This is a genomic window from Rothia sp. P100, assembly GCF_023712425.1.
Taxonomy (GTDB): domain Bacteria; phylum Actinomycetota; class Actinomycetes; order Actinomycetales; family Micrococcaceae; genus Rothia; species Rothia endophytica.
This window is the reverse complement of record NZ_JAMAYG010000001.1, coordinates 500,730-516,622: the sequence shown is the minus strand read 5'-3', so window position 1 is coordinate 516,622 and position 15,893 is coordinate 500,730. Positions and strand designations below refer to the sequence as shown.

At 56.0% G+C, this 15,893-nt stretch carries 14 protein-coding genes; 7 read left to right on the top strand and 7 right to left on the bottom strand.

Annotation, left to right across the window (positions count from 1 at the left end):
* The first annotated feature begins 40 nt into the window (after positions 1-40).
* Positions 41-2,035 carry a PTS mannitol transporter subunit IICBA gene (locus tag M3668_RS02360; RefSeq protein WP_251379223.1) on the top strand — a complete coding sequence of 665 codons (1,995 nt, stop codon included), beginning with the start codon at positions 41-43 and terminating at the stop codon, positions 2,033-2,035.
* A complete protein-coding gene (locus M3668_RS02355) occupies positions 2,035-3,189 on the top strand; it encodes a mannitol-1-phosphate 5-dehydrogenase (protein WP_251379222.1) in 1,155 nt (384 codons plus the stop codon). Before M3668_RS02360 ends, M3668_RS02355 begins: the two co-directional genes overlap by 1 nt.
* 310 nt (positions 3,190-3,499) lie before the next feature.
* Here the strand turns inward: M3668_RS02355 and mscL are convergent, their stop codons facing one another.
* From mscL to M3668_RS02340, 3 genes are all read right to left on the bottom strand, one after another.
* Entirely contained in the window at positions 3,500-3,874 is a 375-nt protein-coding gene (mscL, locus tag M3668_RS02350; protein WP_237202247.1) for a large conductance mechanosensitive channel protein MscL, read from the bottom strand.
* Between the two features lie 206 nt (positions 3,875-4,080).
* Entirely contained in the window at positions 4,081-5,310 is a 1,230-nt protein-coding gene (gene bioB, locus M3668_RS02345) for a biotin synthase BioB (protein WP_251379221.1), read from the bottom strand.
* 132 nt (positions 5,311-5,442) lie between these two features.
* Positions 5,443-5,967 (bottom strand): M15 family metallopeptidase, encoded by a 525-nt coding sequence (locus M3668_RS02340; protein WP_251379688.1) that lies wholly within the window; start codon positions 5,965-5,967, stop codon positions 5,443-5,445.
* Between the two features lie 34 nt (positions 5,968-6,001).
* Between M3668_RS02340 and M3668_RS02335 the strand changes: the two genes are divergently transcribed.
* Entirely contained in the window at positions 6,002-6,175 is a 174-nt protein-coding gene (locus M3668_RS02335) for a hypothetical protein (RefSeq protein WP_251379220.1), read from the top strand.
* Positions 6,176-6,253: 78 nt separating this feature from the next.
* On the opposite strand, the gene coaA is transcribed toward M3668_RS02335, so the two are convergent.
* Positions 6,254-7,210, bottom strand: coding sequence for a type I pantothenate kinase (gene coaA, locus M3668_RS02330; RefSeq protein WP_251379219.1), 957 nt, complete (start codon positions 7,208-7,210; stop codon positions 6,254-6,256).
* Between the two features lie 185 nt (positions 7,211-7,395).
* On the opposite strand from coaA, the gene glmS reads away from it, so the two are divergent.
* The 3 genes from glmS to M3668_RS02315 all read left to right on the top strand — a co-directional run bounded on the left by glmS (position 7,396) and on the right by M3668_RS02315 (position 10,768).
* Positions 7,396-9,279 (top strand): glutamine--fructose-6-phosphate transaminase (isomerizing), encoded by a 1,884-nt coding sequence (gene glmS, locus M3668_RS02325; protein ID WP_251379687.1) that lies wholly within the window; start codon positions 7,396-7,398, stop codon positions 9,277-9,279.
* A gap of 134 nt (positions 9,280-9,413) precedes the next feature.
* Entirely contained in the window at positions 9,414-9,851 is a 438-nt protein-coding gene (locus tag M3668_RS02320) for a holo-ACP synthase (protein WP_251379218.1), read from the top strand.
* Positions 9,848-10,768, top strand: coding sequence for an ADP-dependent NAD(P)H-hydrate dehydratase (locus tag M3668_RS02315; RefSeq protein WP_251379217.1), 921 nt, complete (start codon positions 9,848-9,850; stop codon positions 10,766-10,768). The genes M3668_RS02320 and M3668_RS02315 overlap by 4 nt, the downstream gene beginning before the upstream one ends.
* Positions 10,769-10,824: 56 nt before the next feature.
* Here M3668_RS02315 and M3668_RS02310 read toward each other — a convergent pair whose 3' ends face one another.
* The 3 genes from M3668_RS02310 to M3668_RS02300 all read right to left on the bottom strand — a co-directional run bounded on the left by M3668_RS02310 (position 10,825) and on the right by M3668_RS02300 (position 14,500).
* Positions 10,825-12,297: a sugar transferase gene (locus M3668_RS02310; protein ID WP_251379216.1), complete on the bottom strand. Its 1,473-nt coding sequence runs from the start codon at positions 12,295-12,297 to the stop codon at positions 10,825-10,827.
* A gap of 165 nt (positions 12,298-12,462) precedes the next feature.
* Complete coding sequence (locus M3668_RS02305) at positions 12,463-13,245, bottom strand: phosphatase (protein WP_251379215.1); 783 nt, start codon at positions 13,243-13,245, stop codon at positions 12,463-12,465.
* A 28-nt stretch (positions 13,246-13,273) separates the two neighbouring features.
* Entirely contained in the window at positions 13,274-14,500 is a 1,227-nt protein-coding gene (locus tag M3668_RS02300; RefSeq protein WP_251379214.1) for a glycosyltransferase, read from the bottom strand.
* 139 nt (positions 14,501-14,639) lie between these two features.
* Here M3668_RS02300 and alr point away from each other — a divergent pair, with 139 nt between their 5' ends.
* The gene (gene alr, locus M3668_RS02295; protein WP_251379213.1) at positions 14,640-15,893 is read left to right on the top strand and encodes an alanine racemase; all 1,254 of its coding nucleotides are present in this window, start codon (positions 14,640-14,642) and stop codon (positions 15,891-15,893) included.

The window sequence follows — 15,893 nt, the reverse complement described above, 5'->3', positions numbered from 1 at the left end:
TCTCACTCGCACCCCGCGAAAATACACGTAAGAAGGGCTTATGTCCGAAAAGAAACCAGCCAGCGTTCGCGTGCGCGTCCAAAAGTTTGGCACCTTCCTCTCCAGCATGATTATGCCCAATATCGGTGCACTCATTGCTTGGGGTCTGATTACCGCGCTCTTTATCCCTGCCGGTCTCGTCCCCAAATATTTCCCTTCGCTGACTGGCTTCAGTGAATACGTGGCAACGATGGTTAGCCCCATGGTGACCTACCTTCTGCCCATCTTGATTGCTTACACCGGCGGTAAGCTCATCTATGAACACCGTGGTGGTGTTGTAGGTGCAACCGCAACCATGGGTGTCATCATGGGTACTAGCGCTGAAATCTTCATCGGTGAAGAGGGCGGCTCACCCATGTTCTTGGGCGCTATGATTATGGGCCCCCTGGCTGCATGGTGCATGAAGAAACTTGATGGCATCTGGGACGGCAAGATTAAGCCCGGCTTTGAAATGCTGGTCAATAACTTCTCTGCCGGTATCTTTGCCGGTATTGCAGCTATCGCTTCGATGTTCTTGCTGACTCCCGTCATGAAGGCTATCTCAGCCGGCGCTGGTGCTGCTGTGGAGTGGCTGGTTAACACCGGTCTGTTGCCGCTGACCGCACTGCTGATTGAGCCCGCAAAGGTTCTCTTCCTGAACAACGCCATTAACCACGGCATTATTACTCCTCTCGGCACTCAGCAGTCACTGGAAATGGGAAAGTCCATCCTCTACCTGCTGGAAGCAAACCCCGGCCCCGGTCTGGGTATCCTGCTGGCCTACATGTTCTTCGGCCGCGGTGCTGCGAAGGCATCGGCTCCCGGTGCAGCCCTGATTCACTTCTTCGGTGGTATCCACGAAATCTACTTCCCCTACGTTCTGATGAAGCCCCAGCTGATTGCTGCCGCTATTGCTGGCGGTATGGCTGGTACCTTTACCTTCTTGACCTTCGATGTAGGTTTGACCTCAGCTTCTGCTCCCGGCTCAATCATCGCTATCACCGCTGTTTCTGCGCCCGGTGACCTTTTTAAGGTTTACGCCGGTGTGCTGGCAGCTACCCTGGTCTCCTTCCTGGTAGCTACTCTGATTCTTCGCTTCTCCAAGAAGGGTGAAGACGATATTGAAGCTGCTGCTCAGAAGATGCAGGACATGAAGGGTAAGAAATCCTCAGTTGCTGGTGCCTTCGCTCCTTCAGCTGCTCATCCCAACAAGGAAATCCGTAGCATCGTTTTTGCTTGCGACGCTGGTATGGGTTCATCCGCTATGGGTGCTTCAGTTCTACGTAACAAGATTAAGGACGCAGGTTACGGCGACAAGGTCACCGTCACCAACTCCGCAATCAACGCTCTGCAGGACAAGTACGACCTGCTCGTTTCTCACCAGGACCTGGCTGATCGTGCTGCCACCCCCACCCCCAGCGCGCTCCACGTAGCTGTCGATAACTTCATGGGTTCACCCCGTTACGATGAAATCGTTGAGATGATTCGCAAGCAGCAGGAAAGCACCACCGCAGCTCCGGCTGAAGCCGCCCCTGTAGCTGTCCCCGCTGCGGTAGCCGCTACCGCCACCGAAACACCTGCTGGTGAACAGGTGCTGACCGCCGACACCATCGTCTTGGGCGCCAGCGCCGCTGACCGCGCAGCGGCAATTGAGCAGGCAGGTGACCTTCTGGTCTCTACCGGTAAGGTCGATGCTTCATACGTAGCAGCTATGCATGAGCGTGAAGCTTCTGTCTCTACCTTCATGGGCAACGGTCTGGCTATCCCCCACGGCACCAATGAAGCTAAGGACGCCATCCACTCATCGGCGATGTCTTTCATTCGCTTAGATGAGCCCATCGACTGGAACGGTAAGCCCGTCAACTTCGTGATTGGCATCGCTGGCGCAGGTGGCACCCACTTGGAACTGCTCCAGAAGATCGCTAAGACCTTCTCCAACAAAGCATCTGTTGCCCAGCTTGAAGAAGCAAAGACTGCCCAGGAAATCCTGGATATCTTCGGAAAGGTTAATAGCTAATGAAAAAAGCTGTACATTTCGGCGCCGGTAATATCGGCCGCGGCTTTGTTGGCGTTATCCTCAATGAAGCCGGCTACGAGCTGGTCTTCTCAGACGTTGCCGCTCCTCTCATTGACGCACTCAACACCGAGGAAAGCTACACCGTGCATGAGGTAGGTGCTGACCCCAAGGACATCACTATCACCAACTTCCGCGGTATCAACTCAGCAGAGAACCCCGACGCGCTCGCTGAGGAAATCGCTACTGCTGATGTCGTCACCACTGCCGTTGGCCCCACCGTGCTCAAGTTCGTTGCGGTTAATATCGCCCAGGGGTTGCAGAAGCGTGCTGAACTGGGTACCCCCGGCAAAGTCGCCGTCATGGCGTGTGAAAACGCTATCAACGCAACCGACGGTCTGGCTGAAGAAGTGCGTAAGCACTACGCTGCAGCCGATGAACAGGCAATCTTCGCCAACACCGCCGTTGACCGCATCGTACCTAACCAGGCTCCCGGACAGGGGTTGGATGTCACCGTGGAGAACTACTACGAATGGGCTGTTGAAACCGGCCCGTTCGGCGATGACGTTCCCGCTATCAACGGTGCAACCTGGGTTGCGGATCTTGCTCCTTACATCACCCGCAAACTCTTCACCGTCAACACCGGGCATGCCACCCTCGCCTACTTTGGCGCTCAGGCTGGCATCTCAAAAATCTCTGATGCGCTCGCAAACGATGAGATCCGCGCCAAGGTTGAGGCAACTCTTGCTGAAACCAAGGACCTCATCGTTCGCACGTTCGGTTTTGAGCCCGAGGTGCAGCAGGCCTACATTGAAAAAATCCTGAGCCGCTTTGCCAATAAGGATTTGCCTGACACCACTGACCGGGTTGGACGTTCTCCCTTGCGTAAGATTTCACGCAATGAACGCTTCATTGGCCCGGCAGCTGATTTGGCTGAACTAGGACGCCCCACGGACGCCCTTCTGGCAACCGTAGCGGCCCTGCTGGAATTTGATGTAGCTGCGGATCCTGAAGCAGTTAGTCTGCAGCAGACCCTGGCTGAGCTCAAGGCAGGGGAGTCCGACCTGGACACCGTAACCGCCCAGCTCACCGGCCTGGAAGCTAAGCACCCGCTCTACGATGGCGTCCGCGAGGTTATCGCGGATCGTGTAGCCTAAGAGAAACGCATAGGGGCTTAGCTCTTTAAACGCACCAAGAAGAGGTGCCCCGCCTCCCTCACGGGAAGCGGGGCACCTCTTTTATCCCCACCGGTATGAGGCTTTAGCCTACGAGGCTGGGTGTTCATCTTCTGGTGAAAGAAACGAACCAGGAGAGGGGGTGGCATGCCATACACTCCGTCCACCTGCGCTTTTAATGCCTGATGAGCCCCTCCGTTGCTTCTAACTCAGAGCTACTGGGTTCTTAAAGCAAAGGTGCCCCGTTCCGAAAAGGAACGGGGCACAGCTCAGTTAGATTTACTGAAAGTCTTTACTTGGCAGCGATTGCGTCGCGGATTTCCTTGAGCAGAGCGACCTGGGGATCTTCCTCTTCCTCTTCGAGTTCCAGCTTTGCAGCGCGCTTTTCGTTGAACTTGTTGATGGGCATAACGATGCAGAAGTAGAGTGCAGCTGCAACGATCAAGAAGTTAACAACAGCGGTTAAGAAGACGCCGATCTTGACATCGCCAAATGCGAGCCATTGGTCGAATGAAACATCGCCACCGGTAACGAGGGCAATTGCGGGCATCATCACTGACTCTACGAGAGCGGTGACAACGGCGGTGAAAGCGGTACCAATGATCAGACCGACTGCGAGGTCGATGACGTTACCGCGGGTAATAAAATCTTTAAATCCAGTAAGCATGATTTCAAGAATAGCTTGGGTCAAACCAGTAAGAAACTAAAAGCAGGTAAAAATTTCTGCGGAAACCAGTGGGCTTCCTCACAAAGTGATGTACGCCCCTCGATATATTCATTAACTGTATGTTTTTCCTTGCCAGGTGCGTTTTGGGGCATAGTCACTCACGAGAGGCATGATGCGCGTCGGAGCACTGCCAGCAAAGACCGCTCTTAGGCATTGGGGCGTGATGGTGTCCCCGTGCCCCGTCTGCGTAGAACCGGCCGGAACTCAACCCCGGATTCTGGAAGATGAGAATTCTCCGTTGGACGGCGTGCATCCATCGATGAGCAACCGCCGCACCCCTGCAAGTTATCAGATACCACTGGAAGTCCACACCGTGAGCTTTCGTCTACGCTAGCAAGGTTGCTTTCATCGCCCCTATCTTTCGCCAATCTCTGATGCTCAGCCAAAAGGTCTCTGCCCTCAGCCCCCACTATCTCAAACCCACTATCTCGAATCATATCCAGGTCATCTAGGGCTGCTTGACCTTCGGACGTGAGATAATCGCCGAGGAAAAGGGAGTTGGCTATCTGCAGCGCCACCGACTGCAGGGACCGCAGGTGCATCTCACGTCCGCCCGCCATACGGATCTCTCGGTCGGGCGCCACCAGGCGCACTGTCGCCAAAATTCGCAGACATTTCAGTGGGGTGAGCTCCCACGTGCCAGCAAGCGGTGTTCCTTCAAAAGGCATCAGAAAATTGACGGGAATGGAGTCTCCATCCAAATCTTTCAGAGCAAAAATTGCATCAATGAGCTGTTCGTCTGTCTGCCCCATCCCCACAATGAGCCCGGAGCAAGCTGATAAGCCCGCCTGCTGAGCTTGGTGGATTGTGCTAATGCGTTCTTGGTAGGTGTGTGTGGAGCAAACGTCGGTGTAGTGGTCTTCGCTGGTGTTGAGATTGTGATTGTAAGCATCAGCGCCAGCTTCTTTAAGGCGTTGGGCCTGCCCATCTTTCAGGATCCCTAGACAAGCACAAACTTCTACCTGCGGGTGCTGGTCCTTGAGCTGCTTTATCATTCCAGACACGCGTTCAACGTCCCGATTGCTGGGCCCCTTGCCTGAAGCAACCATGCACACTCGAGACGCTCCGCCGGCAATGCCGAACTTTGCTTGTGTGAGTGCTTCTTGATGCGAAACCCAGGAGTACTTGAGAACATCAGCCTCAGACCCCAGGCGTTGGGAGCAGTAGGTGCAGTCCTCTGGGCACAGCCCTGATTTGAGGTTGATGAGGTAGTTGACTTTAACCGTGTTGGAGAAATGGTGGCGGCGAAGTAAGGATGCGGCTTCTACCAGGGTAAAGGTCTGGGCGTCGGGGGCTGTCAGCGCGGTCAGCGCCTCTTTGCGGCTGATCGGCTTGCTCTGAAGGATGCGCTCTGCAAGAGCTTTAAAATCTGTCATACATCTATCAATAGACGATTTTTGAACAGTGTTCAAATTTCTGTTGCTAGATTTCATCAACCAATGAAAAAGGCAAGCCACTACCTGAGCGCAGCGCCTTGTTGTCTTGCTCTAATACTGCATACAGTGAGTTTACTCAGACGATGAAAGAGCAAAACCCCAAAAATCCTCCAGTGTAGGGGCGCCTGAGCTGTGGAATGCCGCTGCTTCTGCGCGTCCTACGTAGCGAAAATGCCAGGATTCGTACCAGTAGCCCGTAGTTTTGTGCTGCCACCAGGGATAGCGCAGCACAAAGCCATACTCATGGGCATGGGCGGCTGCCCAGCGGGCGGCATCGGTATCTTTGAAGCAGACCTGTATATCGCAGGCGCCTCCGGTGCCGATATCAAGGGCTAGGCCGGTCTGGTGCTCTGAATAACCGGGACGCGCAGAAGCTACATCGGCCTGCTCCTGTCCGTAGGTAGCCACCCATGAGTTATAGGTGCCGACCTGGGTCTCGTAGGACCTGTAACCACTCAAGGCTGTGATACCTACTCCCTCAACTGAGGCGGCAGCAAACATTTCCTCGGCAGCTTGAGCCGCCTCTTGGCGAAGGTATACCCCACCGAAGGGAACGAGATCAATCGGGGCGTAGGTTTCGGGAGAGAGCGGGTGCATCTTGTTCACCAGCACCGTCAGAGAGTCGGGCGAGGTGAAATCTGGTGAACGCGAGGTGCTAGGCGATGACGACGCGGCTTTGCTGGGGGTTGATTCGGTCTCTGCAGTAGCAGTTGCCTCTGCGGTAGGCGTTTCTTGTGCAGGGGTGCTAGCGCCAGGAGTATTGGCTGCTGAAGAGGTTGTAGCAGGCGTTGGAGAACTGCCGTGAACAGTACAGCCACAGAGCAAGACTAGCGCGCCCACCAGGGGGTAGATGCTTGCTTTTCTGATGGGTAAACCCATTATTTTAGTTCTTCCTGAGCAAGACACGGCGAACCTTGTGGTCGTGAGACTTGCTCAAAATCAGTTTGGCGCGTCCCCGGGTGGGGAGCACATTCTGGCGGAGGTTCGGTTCGTTAATGGACTTCCAGATGCTGGTGGCCAGTTCTATAGCAGCATCTTCAGAGAGATCAGCATAGCGCCGGAAATATGAATCTGGGTTGGTAAAGGCTGATTGCTGCAGCTTGAGAAAGCGCTCTACATACCACCGCTCTATATCGTCGGTCTTGGCGTCCACATAGATAGAAAAATCAAAGAAATCAGCCAGACTCAGCGCTGATGAGCTGTTTTCGCTCAGTTTAGCGGGGGCAAGAACATTGAGGCCCTCGACAATGAGGACATCAGGTGCTGTTACCGCGATGCTCTCCTCCGGGAGGATGTCGTAGTAGAGGTGAGAGTATTTGGGAGCGGTCACCACAGGGGCCCCGGACTTCACGTCTGCGACAAAACGTAGGAGCGCGCGTCGGTTATACGACTCGGGGAAGCCTTTGCGGCCCATGAGCCCCCGTCGTTCTAGCTCAGCGTTGGGGTAGAGAAATCCGTCTGTGGTGATGAGCTGGACGTTAGGGGTAGAAGGCCAACGCCGCAGAAGGTCCTGCAATACCCTGGCTGTGGTGGACTTGCCCACCGCCACGGAACCCGCCACGCCGATAATAAAGGGAACCTTACGCTCTGATGTCCCCAAAAAGTCGTTCGTCATATCGTTGACGCCAGCAGCAGCATTCACATAGAGATTCAGCAACCTCGAAATGGGCAGGTAGACCTGAGAAACTTCTTCAAGGTCAATGCGCTCACCCAGACCGCGCAACTGTGTCAGCTCATCTTCAGTGAGCGGTACTGATATTTCGCTGGCAAGCCGCGACCAGGTATCCCGGTCAAGCTCTGTAAAAGGGGAGTGCTTTGAAGCAAGTGCGGAGGTGCTCATTTAGCCAAGTCTAAAACCCTCTGAACGTCAGCTGAAAACCTCTTCCCTAAGAAACCGATTATGACGCTCAATTTAGGGGACAAATAGTCGTTCGACAGGCCTGTCCACCCCTAGAAATCAATGTGTCGCACTCGTCATTCGCATAATCTGTTCCCAAATGAAACATGCACGGTAGTATGAGCTTTATGTGTGGAATCGTAGGATATGTAAGTCTCGGCCAGGTCGCAGACGGTAAGAAATTTGACCACTCCGCTTATGATGTGGTCCTCGAAGGTTTGCGCCGCCAGGAATACCGCGGCTATGACTCAGCCGGTGTTGCCGTCATTGGTGATGAAGGAATTGAGTTCCGTAAGAAGTCGGGCAAACTGGTCAACCTGGAAGCTGAAGTTGCAGCTAACCCCATGACCGAATCAACTATCGGCATCGGTCATACCCGTTGGGCAACCCACGGCGGCCCCACCGATAACAATGCTCACCCTCAGGTTGTAGATAACGACCGCCTAGCAGTTGTGCACAACGGTATTATCGAAAACTTCGCTGAGCTTCGCGCCGAACTGCTGGAAGAGGGCGTCACCTTCCTCTCGCAGACCGATACCGAAATCGCAGCTAACCTGATTGCCAGCATCTACAACAAGCTGGAATCAAAGGACCTCACCGAAGCAATCCGCCTGGCCTCAAACCGCCTTGAAGGTGCTTTCACCATCCTGGCAATTCACACCGACCACCCCGACCGCGTTGTAGCTACCCGCCGCAACTCACCGCTGGTTATCGGTCTGGGCGAAAATGAGAACTTCCTGGGCTCAGACGTCTCAGGTTTCATCGACTACACCAAAAAAGCAGTCGAAATGGGCCAGGACCAAATCGTTACCATCACCGGTACCGACTACTCCATCATTGATTTTGAAGGCTTCCCCGCCCACGGCAAAGAATTCACCATCGAATGGGACACCGCAGCTGTTGAAAAGGGCGGCTTCGACTCCTTCATGGAGAAAGAAATCCACGAGCAGCCCGCAGCTGTGCGTGACACCCTGCTAGGCCGTCTGGACGAAAAGGGTAACCTGACCCTCGATGAGCTGAAGATCGATGACAGCGTCCTGCGCTCCATTAATAAAATCATCGTGGTTGCCTGTGGCACCGCAGCTTACGCAGGCCACGTGGCCCGCTACGCTATCGAGCACTGGTGCCGCATCCCCACCGAGGTCGAGCTGGCCCACGAGTTCCGCTACCGCGACCCCATCGTGGATGAAAAGACCCTAGTTGTGGCTTTGTCACAGTCCGGCGAAACCATGGACACCCTCATGGCTGTGCGTCACGCGCAGGAGCAGGGCGCTAAGGTTGTCTCCATCTGTAACACCAACGGTTCAACCCTGCCCCGTGAAGCTGACGCAGCTCTCTACACCCACGCAGGCCCCGAAATTGCCGTTGCCTCCACCAAGGCCTTCCTCTCACAGATTGCTGCTGCCTACCTGCTGGGTCTCTACCTGGCACAGCTGCGCGGCAACATGTACAAGGACGAAGTACGCGGCATTCTCCAAGAACTGCAGCAGATGCCCGAAAAGATTCAGGCAGTTATCGACGGTGAGCAGCAGGTCAAGGATCTTGGCACCTCCATGAAGGACGCTAAGTCTGTGCTCTTCCTGGGCCGCCACGTAGGCTTCCCCGTAGCTCTTGAGGGCGCTCTTAAGCTCAAAGAAATCGCCTACCTGCACGCAGAGGGCTTTGCCGCTGGTGAGCTCAAGCACGGCCCCATCGCACTGGTTGAAGAGGGCCAGCCCATCTTCGTCATCGTACCTTCACCCAACGGTCGCGACTCCCTGCACGCCAAAGTTGTTTCCAACATCCAGGAAGTGCGTGCTCGCGGTGCTGTCACCATCGTTATCGCTGAAGAGGGCGACACTGCCGTTGAGGAGCATGCAGATCACATCATCCGCATTCCCGCCTCACCGTCACTGCTGCAGCCCCTGCTAGCTACCGTGCCCCTGCAAATCTTCTCATGCGCAGTAGCGCACGCGAAGGGCTACGACGTTGACCAGCCCCGTAACCTGGCGAAGTCTGTGACTGTTGAGTAATCAAACGGTCTAAGGAATGCTTATTTGGGCGCCCCTACCTCTGGTAGGGGCGCCTTTGCCATGCCCCTACCTTCTTGATGTAGCCAGTTCGCTAAACTAGGGGGATAAGAAGAGACGGTTAGAAGGGTCACCGCATGATTATTGGTACCGGCGTTGATGTGGTCAACATCAACAGATTCGCAGAGATCATTGAGCGCACCCCGGGCTTCATCGACCGTGTATTTGTCGAACATGAACGGGATAAACTCTTGCGTTCCTTGGCCGCACGTTTTGCCGCTAAAGAGGCAGCCGCCAAAGCCCTTCGAGCACCTGCTGGCCTGGTCTGGCAGCACTGCTGGATTGAAAATGACCCGGACGGAGCTCCCCACCTGGTAGCTACGGGTACGGTAGCTCAGCGGGCAGCAGATCTGGGTATTAACCGCTGGCATCTTACTCTCACCCACGATGAACCGGTAGCTATCGCATCTGTCGTGGCAGAACACCTGACCGACGATGAATTACTCACCCTCATGAGATTAGACCCAGCCGGCCGCGGTCTGCTATCTGCTCACCCTAAGGAGACTGACCGATGAGCCTTGAAATCAGCCCCACCGTAAGAGCATTCGATGCTGGCCAGTTACCCGCTCTGCTGAACGCACCCAGCGAAAAGTCCCATAAGTACACTCGTGGAGTGCTGGGAGTTCTGACCGGTAGTGAGGACTACCCCGGGGCGGCGCTCATGAGCGTGCGGGCGGCTGTCAACACCGGGGTCGGTATGGTGCGGTTTGTTGGCAGCAGTCAGCTCAACTTTCTTATGAATCTGTCGGTTCCTGAAGCAGTTTGCTCTACTGGTGACCCGTTAAAATTGCGCGTTAATGCCTGGGCACTGGGAAGTGGTGTCAGTCAGGGCTCACGTCTTGAACACATCGGGGCCGTGCTGAGCACCGAGACCGCAGCGGTGGTGGATGCTGGCGCGGTAGCTCTTGCTGCCCAGCTGGTAGCGGGCGGTCGGATGTTGATGCAGCAGCACATTCTTACTCCGCATGCTGGTGAACTTGCAGATTTCTTCACGTGGCTCTTGGCGCTTGCGCCGAACCTGTTTGATGGAGCTGCCCCTGAACGCGCTGAAATAGAAGCAGATCCTGTCTTCTGGGCTAGCCAGGCAGCCTATTTGAGCGGCGCCACGGTTCTGCTCAAGGGTGGAGTGACGCATATAGCAACTAGTGATGGGAAGATGGTGCTGACGGTCGAAGGTAACAGCCCCTGGTTGGCCACGGCAGGTAGCGGAGATACCCTCACCGGTGTGATGGGTGCTCTATTAGCGCAACACCAGGCACACCACACCCAACCCAGCGCTCCCTTAGTCTACGCTCAGCTGGCGGCTGCTGCCGTGACGGTACACGGCCTTGCCTCTGACTTGGTGCATACACCCGGTACCCGCGGCCCTCTACCACCGACCGAGGTAGCCCAACGGTTACCCGCTGCCCTGGCGCAACTACTGAGCGTGTAGGTATCGTAAAAAAATCCACCCGGCTGTCAGCCGGGTGGATTTGATGCTTTTAGGGCTTAGTAGGCCCCATCCTTAGCGAAAACTGCGCGTACAGTGCGGAAAAGGATCACTAAATCGCCAATCACTGACCAGTTCTCAACATAGTAGAGGTCCAGGCGAATGGACTCTTCCCAGGACAGGTTGGAACGGCCTGATACCTGCCAAAGACCGGTAACGCCGGGCTTGACGAGCAGACGGCGGTAGGCGTCCTCCTCGTATCGGGCAACCTCTGATGGCAACGGGGGTCGGGGCCCTACCAGGGACATATCACCGAGGAAGACATTCCAGAGCTGGGGCAATTCATCGATCGAGTACTTGCGGATGAACTTACCGATTGTGGTAATGCGGGGGTCATCGGTCATTTTGAAAAGAACCCCGTTGCCCTCGTTCTGCGCTATGAGCTCTTTTTTGAGCTCCTCAGCGTTAGTTACCATAGAGCGGAACTTAATCATGGGGAAGGAAGTGCCGCGGTAGCCAACCCTCTCCTGTAAGAAGAAGATGGGGCCGCCGTCCTTCTTAACCATCAGAGCAACAACCAGTAGGAGGGGGGACAGGATGATAAGCCCCAAGGTGGAAACTACGAGGTCGAGGGAGCGTTTTAGAAGGGCCTTGAACCCCTCAATACGCGGAGTATGCACGTGAATAAGGGGGAGACCGCCCAGAGGCTGAGTGTGAATGCGAGGACCGGCGATATCGGTCAGTGCCGGTGCCAAAATAAGGGCCACGTGAGCTGCTGCCAGAACCCACCCTAACCGGCGCAGTTCTTGAGGGTTGAGACCGTGGCCGTTAGAAACTGCCACCGCGTGAATATTGTTATCGCGCACCACCTCAATGATGTCAGCTGCGTTGGGTGAGTAACCCAGGGTGGGGATTTCTCCGTCTCCCAGCGTGGTGCCTTCAGGTGAACTAGGTAAGTAGGCTGCTACAGGTGAAAGGCCTGAAGTGCGGCCTTTTATCAGAGTCTTGTAAAGGTGATTACCGGAATCATAGTCACCGATAATCAGCACACGGGATAGAGCTCGGCCGCGGTTTCTCCAGCTCACCAAATAGCGGCGTACAGACCACCGTGCGCTGAGCAAGAGAAGAATGCCGATGGGGTAGGCCAAAACAACGTAGCCTCGGGCAAACTCAATCTTGGTGAGGTAAGAGAAAATCGCAATGAGGCAGAAAAAATACGAGGTCGCCTTGATGACCAGGCGGTACTCATCATTGCCCTGACCCAGGTAACGGATATTACGGGACCCCGAAATAGAAAGAGCCGTGAACCACAGCACACCGAAAATAATGCCGGTGCCGATATAACCCATGGGCAGCTCAGTAGGGCCTATGACCTCTGAGTTTTCAAAGCCGAAGCTAGCCAGGTGTGCTAGCGCGAAAGCGATAGTGATGGTGAGTGCATCAACAATGTAGAGAGCCGCCTTAATCTTTGGGTGCCATGGGCGGCGATTGCGAGTCTCCCTCCAACGCTCTTCAATGATGTCTTGATTCACGTGGTGTGTTCCCCCCAGTGTGAGTGATGAATGTACCTCAGACAGGGTGCGAAAACTGTTCTGCGGCACGTAGATTAATTATCCAGTCAATCCTACTGCCAATCGCAGAATAAGGGGTGCCTCATAAAGGTGGCTCTTTGCACACTAGCTAGGGCCATGAAACCTCTAGATGGCGGGGTAAAGGCCTGCTTCACTCAGAATAAAATCGATAACCGGTCGGTAAAGATGAGGGGTTACATTATCGTCCATAGGAACAGCCACCAGAATCTGCCCCTGTTCTGCTGAGACAAAGAGCCCGGGGTCATTGCAGTCAGCAATGCCGATGGTGGGGTAGCCAGCTGATGCTGCGAACCCTGCTAACCCGTGGTCAGCGACCACCAGGTCGGGGGCGTCCTCACGCGCCTCAAGCTGGGCGAGGGCCAGCTGCATAGGGCCGGAGAAGTGGGTATGCTGCAGGTTGCCGTACTGTTCGAACATGACCACATCGAAGATTTGGCGGATATCACCATCTAAAAATAGATCACCCTCGTCAATGGTGAGGACGCGGGCTCCGGCTGCCCGGGCTGCACGTGCCATCTCAGCGTAGATGGGGAGGAGGCCTGCGGGGTGACCGGTTGCGAAGAGGATGCTGTGGCCAGCTGCTACAGCCTGGCCGAAAATACGCGCATACTCGGTCAGAGCGTCCACGCACTTCTCTGCGCTGATGGTGTCCTGCCCCTCTACGAAAGTAGCGTCTGAGCTAGTGCCCACACGTCGAGCCATGAGCTCAAAGATTTCTTCGTAGCTCCAATCGCGGGTGAGTTTCACCCCGAACTCAAGGTGCTCGTTACCCTCCACAAAGCCGTGCATATGGGCGATATTATTCTCGCGGGCGGTTGCTACCTGCCCGGTGATTTTGGAGGCGTTGAGGTAGTCAATGAATTCATGGCGGGTCATAGAAAAAGACATGGGTGTTCCTTAGCGTGATCTATAGGTTCTAAATACTGTAGGTGCTGTGAAGTAGCTGGCTGTAGAGCTCAAAGAGACGGTCGGCGGTGTCATCCCAGCGCAGGTGAGCTGCGCGTGCGGAGCCGGCTGCGCCCAGGCGCCGGCGTTCTTCCGGTGATTTCACCAGCTTTTTGATGGCTGAAGCCCAAGCCTCCGGGGTGCGAGGCTCGACCAAATGACCGGTCACACCGTCTTGCACAGCGGTCAGCAGGCCGTCTGCTTTGGTCGCCAGCACGGGCGTACCGCAGGCCTGAGCTTCTAGAGCTACCAGACCAAAGGTTTCTGAGGAGGATGGGCAGGCAACGATATCAGCGGCTCTGAAGGACGCGGCAAGTTCCCGAGGCTTTTGGGAGGGGAGGAGCCTGACTCGATGCGTGAGGCCCAGCTGCTGTGACCGTTCGAGAAGCTGATCCTCGTAGTTAGTGTGGGACTGCCCGATGATATCGAGGGTCACCTCTAAGTCCTGAGGGAGTAAGGCGAGCGCCTCAATGAGAAGGTGGGGGCCTTTCAGCGGCTGCGGGCGTCCGGCAAAAACTAGGTGAGCTGAGGTGGCAGAACCGGCGTTGGTGGCTGTCTCACCTGCCCGGGGTGTAAAGATACCGGTTTCAACACCCGGTGTGATAACCTTCAGCCGCCCGGGATCAGCCGCGTAGAGGTCGCGTATTTGCTGAGCTTCAAAACGTGTATTCACGACCACGGCAGATACGGTATCAATCAGGCGCTGCTCACCCTCCAGGCGTATCTGCGGCTCAGGTTTCTCGCCGGGAGCCAGCCGGGTGTTTTTTGCCGCAGCTGTGGTATGCATGGTCTGCACCAAGGGAAGATCCGGGGCGTATTCCAGTGCCGCTAGCCCCGACAGCCAGTAGTGGGCGTGGATGATATCGGGTTGCCGCACAGCACTCTCCCGAATCGCCTGAGCAAAAGCAGGAACAAATTTCGGTAAATTCTCTTTCGAAGCACAGGCAGCTTCGGGTAGATACAGCGAGTGAACAATCGCCCGGTCAGAAATCCGCTCCGTTGTGCGCGCACCGTTGCAGGCCGTATCCAGGGTAAAGACCTCTACTGATAGCTGCGGATAGCGTTTCAGCAAAGCGCGCAAAGAACGGTCGATGTAGACATTCATGCCCCCAGCGTCCCCCGTGCCCGGCTGTGCCAAAGGAGAGGTGTGCATGGAAATCAGGTGAAGGTGCACGCTTGCCAGAGATAGGTCTACCACGCTTCACTACTTTACCGCCCCTAAGGAGCCAATCGTCACTTACTTTCACCAGCGGTGTACCGGCGGGCACATGACCTGGCGCGTCAAAGTGGACTACCCTAAAAAGAGAAGAATTCATAACACGAAGGCAGGAAGAGCGATGAGTCTTACCAGCGGATACCGCCAGCAGGGTTTCGTGCCCCTGGATGCCCCCGGCGATTTTGAGCGCCTTGCCCTCATTGATCTGGACGCTCTTGAGCATAACGTCACCCGTATTCGTTCCCTCATCGGGGAGCGGGAGCTGGTCGCTGTGGTGAAGGCAGATGCCTACGGGCACGGTGCTGTTGATGTGGCCCGCTCGGCTCTAGCTGCCGGCGCGGACGCTCTGGGGGTGGTGCATGTACGCGAGGCCGCTACCCTGCGTGATGCTGGAATAACGGCACCCATGATTGCCTGGCTCCATACCCCTCGCACCGACTTTGAGCTTGCTCTGCGCTTGAACCTTCAGTTGGGTGTTTCTAGTCTCTGGGAACTAGAAAAAATCGCGGCCGCCGCCCAGACTGTTACCCCCTCCCAGCCGGTGCTATTGCACCTTAAGGTCGATACCGGTCTTGGCCGTAACGGCGTGATGCTCGCTGATCTTGAAAGGCTGGCTGAGCGTGCCCGTGCCTATGAGGTGCAGGGGCTGATAAAAGTGCGCGGGCTCTTTACCCACCTGGCGGTGGCTGATGAACCGCAACGCCCTGAAACCGCTAGCCAGTCGGCAGAGTTTGATCGTGCTCTGATGATTGCAGAAAATGCCGGGCTGACCCCCCAGGTGCTGCACCTTGCTAACACCCCGGCAACCTTTACCGCTGCTGACCTTCAGCAAGAGGATGCGCTGCTGAGGGACGCCGTCCGCGTGGGGCTGGGGCTTTATGGTCTTTCGCCGCTGCCAGGCGTCAGCCCTCAAGAATTGGGCCTCAGACCCGTGATGCACCTCCAAACCTTCATCAGCTCGGTTAAAGAAGTGCCCGCTGGCCAGGGCGTTTCGTACGGTCTTAACTACGTAACTGACCAGCCAACCACCCTAGCCCTGGTGCCCATGGGCTACGCAGACGGTGTGCCCCGGGTAGCCACCGGTGGGCCGGTGCGCATCTACCCGGTAGGCGCAGAGCCCCGCACCTACCCGGAGGTAGGGCGCATCGCCATGGACCAGATGGTTATTGATCTCGGTGCACCCGGTCTTTCTGACCCGGCTCTCGGCTACTTGGGGGCGCCCGCCGTCCTCTTCGGAGCCGAGCAGAACCCGCCCGTGACCGACTGGGCGCAGGCCGCTGGCACCATCAACTACGAAATCGTCACCCGCATCTCACCGCGCGTGCCCCGTGTCTCGGTGGGCGGTAGCTGGCGAAACGACACCACGGAAAGGTAG

Bases quoted from the DNA above. Each gene is read 5' to 3' on its own strand.
- glmS (WP_251379687.1), top strand. From the start codon at position 7,396: ATGTGTGGAATCGTAGGATATGTAAGTCTCGGCCAGGTCGCAGACGGT.
- alr (WP_251379213.1), top strand. From the start codon at position 14,640: ATGAGTCTTACCAGCGGATACCGCCAGCAGGGTTTCGTGCCCCTGGAT.
- bioB (WP_251379221.1), bottom strand. From the start codon at position 5,310: ATGACAGATTTTAAAGCTCTTGCAGAGCGCATCCTTCAGAGCAAGCCG.
- M3668_RS02360 (WP_251379223.1), top strand. From the start codon at position 41: ATGTCCGAAAAGAAACCAGCCAGCGTTCGCGTGCGCGTCCAAAAGTTT.
- mscL (WP_237202247.1), bottom strand. From the start codon at position 3,874: ATGCTTACTGGATTTAAAGATTTTATTACCCGCGGTAACGTCATCGAC.
- M3668_RS02305 (WP_251379215.1), bottom strand. From the start codon at position 13,245: ATGTCTTTTTCTATGACCCGCCATGAATTCATTGACTACCTCAACGCC.
- M3668_RS02320 (WP_251379218.1), top strand. From the start codon at position 9,414: ATGATTATTGGTACCGGCGTTGATGTGGTCAACATCAACAGATTCGCA.
- M3668_RS02355 (WP_251379222.1), top strand. From the start codon at position 2,035: ATGAAAAAAGCTGTACATTTCGGCGCCGGTAATATCGGCCGCGGCTTT.
- M3668_RS02315 (WP_251379217.1), top strand. From the start codon at position 9,848: ATGAGCCTTGAAATCAGCCCCACCGTAAGAGCATTCGATGCTGGCCAG.
- coaA (WP_251379219.1), bottom strand. From the start codon at position 7,210: ATGAGCACCTCCGCACTTGCTTCAAAGCACTCCCCTTTTACAGAGCTT.
- M3668_RS02340 (WP_251379688.1), bottom strand. From the start codon at position 5,967: ATGCACCCGCTCTCTCCCGAAACCTACGCCCCGATTGATCTCGTTCCC.